General features: G+C 51.1%; 1 pseudogene. It reads left to right on the forward strand.

The window, feature by feature from the left end:
• Nucleotides 1-405, forward strand: a pseudogene (locus tag AB4Z29_RS32415) (hypothetical protein); the annotation flags it as partial.

Below are 405 nucleotides of genomic sequence, written 5' to 3' on the forward strand. Positions count from 1 at the left end.
ACGAAAGCGAACAAGCTGGAGAGTACACGTACGGCTGCGAAATATGTAACAGAGCCTGTATCGGYAGCACCAGCAGCAGCCACGATCACAGCTTCGAACAACAAAGTAGGCGTAAGTGATACAGTGGTTGTTACAGGTCTAGTAGAAGGYGATGTAGTCAATGTCTACAAAGCAGCAACAGGCGGAGCAGCAATCGGAACAGCAACAGTAGCTGAAGATGCAACATCAGCAACGGTAACGATTGAACAGCTGGGCGCAACAGCAAGCAGCGTGTATGTGAGCGTAGTAAACGAAGGCAAGCTGGAGAGCACAAGAACCGTAAAAGCGTACGATGCCGAAATCACTGCAGCACCAGCAGCAGCGACAATCACCGTAGCGAACAGCCCAACAGGCACAGCAGATACG

The sequence above is a fragment of the Paenibacillus sp. 2TAB23 genome, from assembly GCF_052115165.1.
Classification (GTDB): Bacteria; Bacillota; Bacilli; order Paenibacillales; family Paenibacillaceae; genus Pristimantibacillus.